Here is a 6399-nt window from a genome sequence, read left to right as displayed (position 1 = left end):
GCACGCGGCGGCGCGGCAACCAATGCCCCTCTTACTCGGCCATCAGCGAGCAGACCATGCAACCCATCTACATCGACTTTCTCAACGGCCTGGACATCGACGAACTGGCCCTGGGCAACGACGAAATCCTCGACGCCATCGAAGCCAGCCTGGCCATCCAGGGCCGGGGTGAAGCGGTGATCGAGCCGCGCACGCATTTGATTCCGGGCGGTGAGATCAACGGCCATTTCAACGTTTTGCGCGGCGTGCTCGGCGGCGCTATCGGCTATGCCGGGGTCAAGGTGGTGGGGGATTTCGTCGACAACTACCGCAAGGGGCTGCCCTCGGAGCTGGCGATGTTGAACCTGCTGGACCCGGCCACCGGCATCCCCAAGGCGATCCTCGACGCGTCGGCCATTACCGACATGCGCACCGGCGCCGTCACCGCCATCGGCGCCAAATACCTGGCCCGTCCCGACAGCAAAGTGCTGGCGCACATCGGCGCGCGCGGCACGGCGTACTGGAATGTGCGGTTGCTGGACCACCTGTTCGACTTTGAAGAAATCCGCGTGCATTCGCGCCGCAGCGAAAGCCGTGAAGCGTTCGCCGAGCGCCTGCGCCGCGACCTCGGCAAGCCGGTGGTGGTCACCCACGATTGGGAGTCCGCCGTGCGCGGCGCCGACATCGTGGTGGAAGCGTCGCGGCTGGATAAACCCGAGCCGTTGCTGCGCACCGAATGGATCAAGCCCGGCGCGCTTGTGGTGCCCTACGGCACTATGAGCGCGGTGGAGTTGTCGTTGACCGACATCATGAGCAAGCGGGTGGTGGACGACTGGGGCCAATGCAAGGGCGGGATGTTTGGTGCATTGCGTGCCCATGTCGACGCCGGGAAACTCAGCGCCCAAACGTTGCATGCCGAGCTGGGGCAGATTGTGGCCGGCTTGAAAAGCGGCCGGCAGACCCCTGAGGAAACCATCCTGTTCTGGCACCGGGGGTTGAGCCTCAGCGACATCGCGCTGGGCCATGCGTTGCTGGAAAAATCCCGGCGCCTTGGCATTGGCCAACGGCTGCGCTGGGCATGATCGAACTGGTCCCGGCAGGGCTTGCCCTGGATGATCTGCTCGCCATAGCCCGGCAGGATGCACCGGCCGATTTCAGCGCGGGTGCCCGCCGGTGCATTGAAGAAGGCCACCAGTTGTTATTGAGCCTGGCCGCCACCGGCACGCCGATTTATGGCGTGACCACTGGCCTGGGCGCGGCGGTGGACACGCCGGTGCCACACGACGACGCGCTGTTGCAGGCGCGGATTCCAGTGGGGCGTTCAGTGGGCGTCGGGCGCCTGGCCAATCGTGAGGAATTGCGCGCGATCATGGCGGCGCGCTTGGCCGGGCTGGCCCAGGGCCGCTCGGGGATTTCGCCCGGCGCGGCAGAGGGCTTGCTGGCCTTGCTTAATTCGGGGGCCGAGCCGCACGTGCCGCTATTGGGGTCGCTGGGGGAGAGCGACCTGGCACCGCTGGCGCACCTGAGCCTGGCGCTGCACGGGGTGACCTTGACCGGCAAGGACGGGCTGGCGCTGGTGTCGGCCAATGCCGCGAGTGTGGGCCTGGGCGCGTTGCTGGTGGCCGAGGCGGGCCGGGCGCTGCACGCGTTGTTGGCGGCGCTGGCGTTGTCGTGCGAGGGCTACCGGGCCAACCTCAGCCCGTTCCAGCCCTGGGCATCGCGCTTGCGCCCGGCACCGGGGCAGACCGCGCAATCGCAGGCCTTGCTGGCGCTGTTGGAGGGCGGTGAATTGGCCGCCCGCCCGCGCCGCCTGCAGGACCCGTTGAGCTTTCGCTGTGCCACGGTGGTGCAGGGCGCGGCGCAGCAGGCGTTGCAGCAACTGCGCGAGATCATCGAGCTGGAACTGGCCAGTGGGGCGGACAACCCGGCGTTGATCAGCGAAGAGCAATGCGTCCTGGCCACGGCCAACTTTGACAGCACCCACCTGGCGCTGGCGGCAGAAGGCCTGGGCCTGGCCTTGAGCCGCGTGGCGGCGTGTTCGGCCGAACGTATCGCCAAACTGTTGTCACCGGCGTCCAGCGAATTGCCGCGCTTTTTGATCCAGCAGCCGGGGCATGTGGGCATGGCCGCGTTGCAGCGCACCAGCGCGGCCTTGCTGGCAGAAATCGGGCACCTGGCCAATCCATTGCCCGCGGTGACAGTGCCGGTGGCGGACCGGGTCGAGGATTACGCCGGGCAGGCGCTGGCGGTGGTCGACAAGACGCGCCGGTTGACCGAACGGGTGGTGTGGCTGGCCAGTATCGAGTTGATCGTGGCCGCGCAAGCAGTGGACTTGCGCGGCGCGCTCCAGCTGGGCACGGGCGTGGGCCAGGTTCACCAGACGGTGCGCAGCCACGTGGCCCACCTCGACCAGGACCGCCCCGGCTCGGCGGATGTGCTGGCGCTCAGCGCCTTTATCACCCTGGCCGGCCCTCAGCCGTTTCCCTGAATGGCGGTCAGGGCTGTTCAGCGGCCAGTGCGGGCCTTCAGCCATTCCTGCAAGCGCACCCGCACCCGCTCAAAAGGCAGCGCCAGTTCCTGCAATACGATGTGGGGCGCGACCCTTGGCTCGCGGTTTTACCGGCGCAGCATTCATTTTTCCGGCGCCCGGCCGATAGCCCGGTAGCGCTGGAAGAATTGCTGGCCCAGCTTTTTGTGCTGGCTCCGGGCGGTTGCACCGCCAACGCGCGCACCGTCGGCGGCGGTCGAGGCACTGCTGAAAATGCTGGGTGACTAGCGACCTTGCATAGCGCCAAGCCCTGTCTATGCTGACCAGAACCGCTGGGATGCCCCGAATTTAACGGTTTTTTATCGGTTTTTCGAATAAAGGTCTGCCAGCAAAATTGAGTTTGTGAATGGAATGTGCCCGTCTTGGGCGTCGGGAAATTAAGGGTGATCCGATCATGTTCAACCGCCAGCACAAGTCTGACCTGCTTGAAATCGAACGCTTCTCCTGTGCCCTCACCGAAGCGAATGCCAAACTGGCTGCCATCAGCCGCTCCATGGCGATGATCGAGTTTGACCGCAACGGCGTGGTGCTGGATGCCAACCCCAACTTCTGCAAGACCATGGGGTACAGCGTCGAAGAAGTTCGCGGTAAACATCACCGGATCTTTTGCGAAGAGTCCTACACCCACAGCGACGAATACGCCAAGCTGTGGCGCGACCTGGCGCGAGGCGAGCCCATCAGCGGCACCTTTATGCGCCTGAACAAGTTCGGCAAGGAAGTGTGGCTGGAAGCCAGTTACATGCCGGTGTTCGATCCCGACAACCACGTGCAGAGCATCATCAAGGTGGCCTCGGACATTTCGGCGCGCATTCATCGTGAAAACGAAAACCAGAGCCTGATCGATGCCATTGGCCGCTCCATGGCCGTGATCGAATTCACCCCGCAGGGCCAGATCATCAACGCTAACGAAAACTTCCTGAGGACGGTGCAATATTCCCTCGGCGAAATCGTCGGCCAGCACCACAGTATGTTTTGCCATCGCCAGGAAACCGAGTCGCCGAGCTACAAGGCGTTCTGGGCCTCGCTCAACCGTGGCGAATACCAGTCGCGCCGTTTCGAGCGCAGGAACAAGCACGGTCAGACGCTGTTTCTGGAGGCGTCCTACAACCCGATCTTCGATGCCAGCGGGCGCCTGTACAAAGTGGTGAAATTCGCGAGCGACATCACCGACCAGGTCATCAGCTTGCGCACCGCTGCCGACTCGGCACACGCCACCTCAGTGCAGAACGACGCCTGCGCGCGCAAGGGGTCGGAGGTGGTGCAGCAGACCGTGCAGATCATCGAGGAAATTTCCCACGACCTGAACGAGGCGGCGTTGAGCATCGATGCGGTGAACAAACAATCGGAGATCATCGGCACCATCGTGCAAACCATTCGCGGCATTGCCGACCAGACCAACCTGCTGGCGCTTAACGCAGCCATTGAGGCGGCGCGGGCCGGTGAGCATGGGCGCGGGTTTGCGGTGGTGGCCGATGAGGTGCGCAGCCTTGCTGCGCGAACCAGCCAGGCGACGGTAGAAATTGTGGACGTGGTGCGCAAGAACCACGACTTGTCGTTGAGCGCGGTGTCGAGCATGCAGTCCAGCTTGAGCCGCACGGGCCTGGGCGTGGAGCTGGCGAACGAGGCGGGGCAGGTGATCCTGGAAATCCAGGAAGGGTCACGGCACGTGGTGGACGCGATCGGGCAGTTCAATTCCACGCTGCAGTTGCAGTAGCCGCAAACACCATCACCCCTTGCAGGCGCGGGCAAGGGGTGATGTGTCGCAAACACCCGCGGTGATTTAGATCGCCGCCAGGGTTTCTTTTACAGCCTGTGCCTGTGGATCCTGGTTTTTCGCCGCTACTTTCTGGGTCTGTTCATCTTGCATGCGCTGGGCGACTTCCTTGGCGAAGGCGTCCTGCTGTTCAGGCGACAACTTCTGGAAGTCTTCTTCGGTCATGCCCTTTTCCTTGAGCATCTGCTCGCGAATGCGCTCGGCCGGGGACTTGCTCATGTAGTCCGTGAAGTCGGCACGTGCGGTGCCGCTCGACGTGCCGCCCAGGGCGCCGGACTTGGGCACTTCGGTGGACGGGGCAGGATCAGCCGTGCTGGCCTGCAATTGCACGCGGGTCCTGGCGAAGGCTTCATCGATACGGTCGTTGGCCTTGTCCAGGTCCTTTTGCGCCGCCGGCACGGTCACGCTTTGTTGCGCCGCTTGTGCCGCGCCGCTGTACAGCGTGCTCGTCGCGGCGTTGGCGGGGTCCAGGTCGGGGCGCTTGAGTTGCTGGATCGTGGATGCGGCCAGGGTATTTTTGCTGATCAACATGGTCGGTCACCTGTGGTTGGAAACGGTGCCACGGGCGGAGCAAATAGCGTGCCCGGTTGTCAGACATCCGCTTTCATTGGGGCGCGGCGCCTGTTCAGGGCCGGGCAGGTGCCTGCCAGCGGCCAATGTTTGCCGCCGACAGGCAAGCCTTAGTGCGCGATATTTTCCAGTGCCAGGTTGCGCGTACGCGGGCCGAACCAGCCGATAGTCACCATCACGATCAACATGCTGCTGGCGATGAACGCCAACACCCCCGGTGTGCCCAGGTGTTCCAGGATGAGGCCGATGAGCAGGCTGCTGAACACCGTCGACAAGCGGCTGAACGAATAACAGAACCCCACCGCCCGGGCGCGAATATGGGTGGGGAACAGCTCGCTCTGGTAGGCGTGAAAACTGAAGGTCAGCCAGGCGTTGGAAAACGTCACCATCACCCCACACAGCACCAACCCCACCGCCGTGGTTTGCAGGGCAAACAGGCTGCCGAACACCATGGCACCCAGCGCCGAGCCGACGATCTGCCATTTGTTTTCGAAGCGGTTGGCCACCTTGACGAACAACAACGGCCCCAGCGGGTAGGCCAGGGTGATGATGAACGCGTACAGCAGGCTGTGCGTCACGCTGACGCCCTGGCCCGACAGCAACGCGGGCAACCAGTTGCCAAAGCCGAAGAACCCGATGGCCTGGAACACATGAAACACAATCAGCATCAATGCCCGGCGCCGGTACGGCGGTTGCCAGATATCGGCAAAACGCCCGCGGCCTTGCACGCTGACGGTTTCTGCCTGCGGGGCGTCCAACGCTTGGCCGTGATCGTTTTCGCAACGCGCCTCCAAGCGGCTCATGATCGTGTCGGCCTCGTCAAAACGGCCCTGCTGCGCCAGCCAACGCGGTGATTCGGGCAGCCGTGACCGTAGCCACCAGATAAACAACGCAAACACGGCACTGGCCAACACCACCCAACGCCAGCCCGACACGCCAAACGGGGCCTGCGGCACCAGCCACCACGACATCAAGGCCACCGCCGGAACGGACAGGAACTGCACAAAAAACGCAAAGGCAAACGCCGCACTGCGCATGCGCTTGGGCACCAGCTCCGACAGGTAGGCGTCGATCGTCACCAGCTCGATACCCAGCCCGATACCCACCAGAAACCGCATGCAAATAATGCCCAGGGCCGAGCTTTGAATGCCCATCAAGACCGTGGCGACGGTGTACCAGACCAACGCAAAGGTGAAGATGGCCCGGCGCCCGAAACGGTCAGCGATCGGGCTGAGCAGGCTGGCGCCGACAAACAGCCCGAGGAAGGTCGCTGAAGCAAACGCAGCCTGATCCGAGAAACCGAACACCCCCAGGTTGCCAGTGGCGAAGATGCCGTCCTTGATCAGGCCCGGGCTGATGTAGGCCGTTTGGAACAAGTCGTACAGCTCGAAAAAACCACCGATGGACAACAACGCCACCAGTCGCCACAGGGTGGCGACGGCAGGCAGCCGGTCAATACGGGCACTGAGGTGGGCGGCGCGCAGTGGGTCGATTCCGTCGGCGGTGGCAGGTGACGACATGGGGGGTG

Annotated in this window: 5 protein-coding genes and 1 pseudogene; 4 read left to right on the top strand and 2 right to left on the bottom strand. The window is 63.7% G+C overall.

Features of this window, described 5'->3' with window-relative positions:
• The 4 genes and pseudogenes from ACW9H9_RS25540 to ACW9H9_RS25525 all read left to right on the top strand — a co-directional run.
• Positions 1–1061, top strand: a 1061-nt coding sequence (locus tag ACW9H9_RS25540; RefSeq protein WP_457370546.1) for an ornithine cyclodeaminase family protein, incomplete at its 5' end; no start/stop codon positions are given.
• Positions 1058–2467 (top strand): aromatic amino acid lyase, encoded by a 1410-nt coding sequence (locus tag ACW9H9_RS25535; protein WP_457346040.1) that lies wholly within the window; start codon positions 1058–1060, stop codon positions 2465–2467. The genes ACW9H9_RS25540 and ACW9H9_RS25535, both read left to right, overlap by 4 nt.
• A gap of 406 nt (positions 2468–2873) precedes the next feature.
• Positions 2874–3689: pseudogene (locus ACW9H9_RS25530) on the top strand (PAS domain-containing protein); the annotation flags it as partial.
• Positions 3669–4241, top strand: a complete 573-nt coding sequence (locus ACW9H9_RS25525; protein ID WP_457346046.1) for a methyl-accepting chemotaxis protein — start codon at positions 3669–3671, stop codon at positions 4239–4241. The pseudogene ACW9H9_RS25530 and the gene ACW9H9_RS25525, both read left to right, overlap by 21 nt.
• Positions 4242–4307: 66 nt before the next feature.
• Here the strand turns inward: ACW9H9_RS25525 and ACW9H9_RS25520 are convergent, their stop codons facing one another.
• Together ACW9H9_RS25520 and ACW9H9_RS25515 are read right to left on the bottom strand one after the other, a co-directional pair.
• The gene (locus ACW9H9_RS25520) at positions 4308–4832 is read right to left on the bottom strand and encodes a hypothetical protein (RefSeq protein ID WP_457346039.1); all 525 of its coding nucleotides are present in this window, start codon (positions 4830–4832) and stop codon (positions 4308–4310) included.
• A 149-nt stretch (positions 4833–4981) separates the two neighbouring features.
• Positions 4982–6391 carry an MFS transporter gene (locus ACW9H9_RS25515; protein WP_457346038.1) on the bottom strand — a complete coding sequence of 470 codons (1410 nt, stop codon included), beginning with the start codon at positions 6389–6391 and terminating at the stop codon, positions 4982–4984.
• Between the last annotated feature and the right edge of the window lie 8 nt (positions 6392–6399).

This window comes from Pseudomonas sp. SDO5215_S409 (assembly GCF_054071325.1).
Note: the sequence above shows the minus strand (reverse complement) of the source record. Positions and strands in the feature narration are given on the sequence as shown.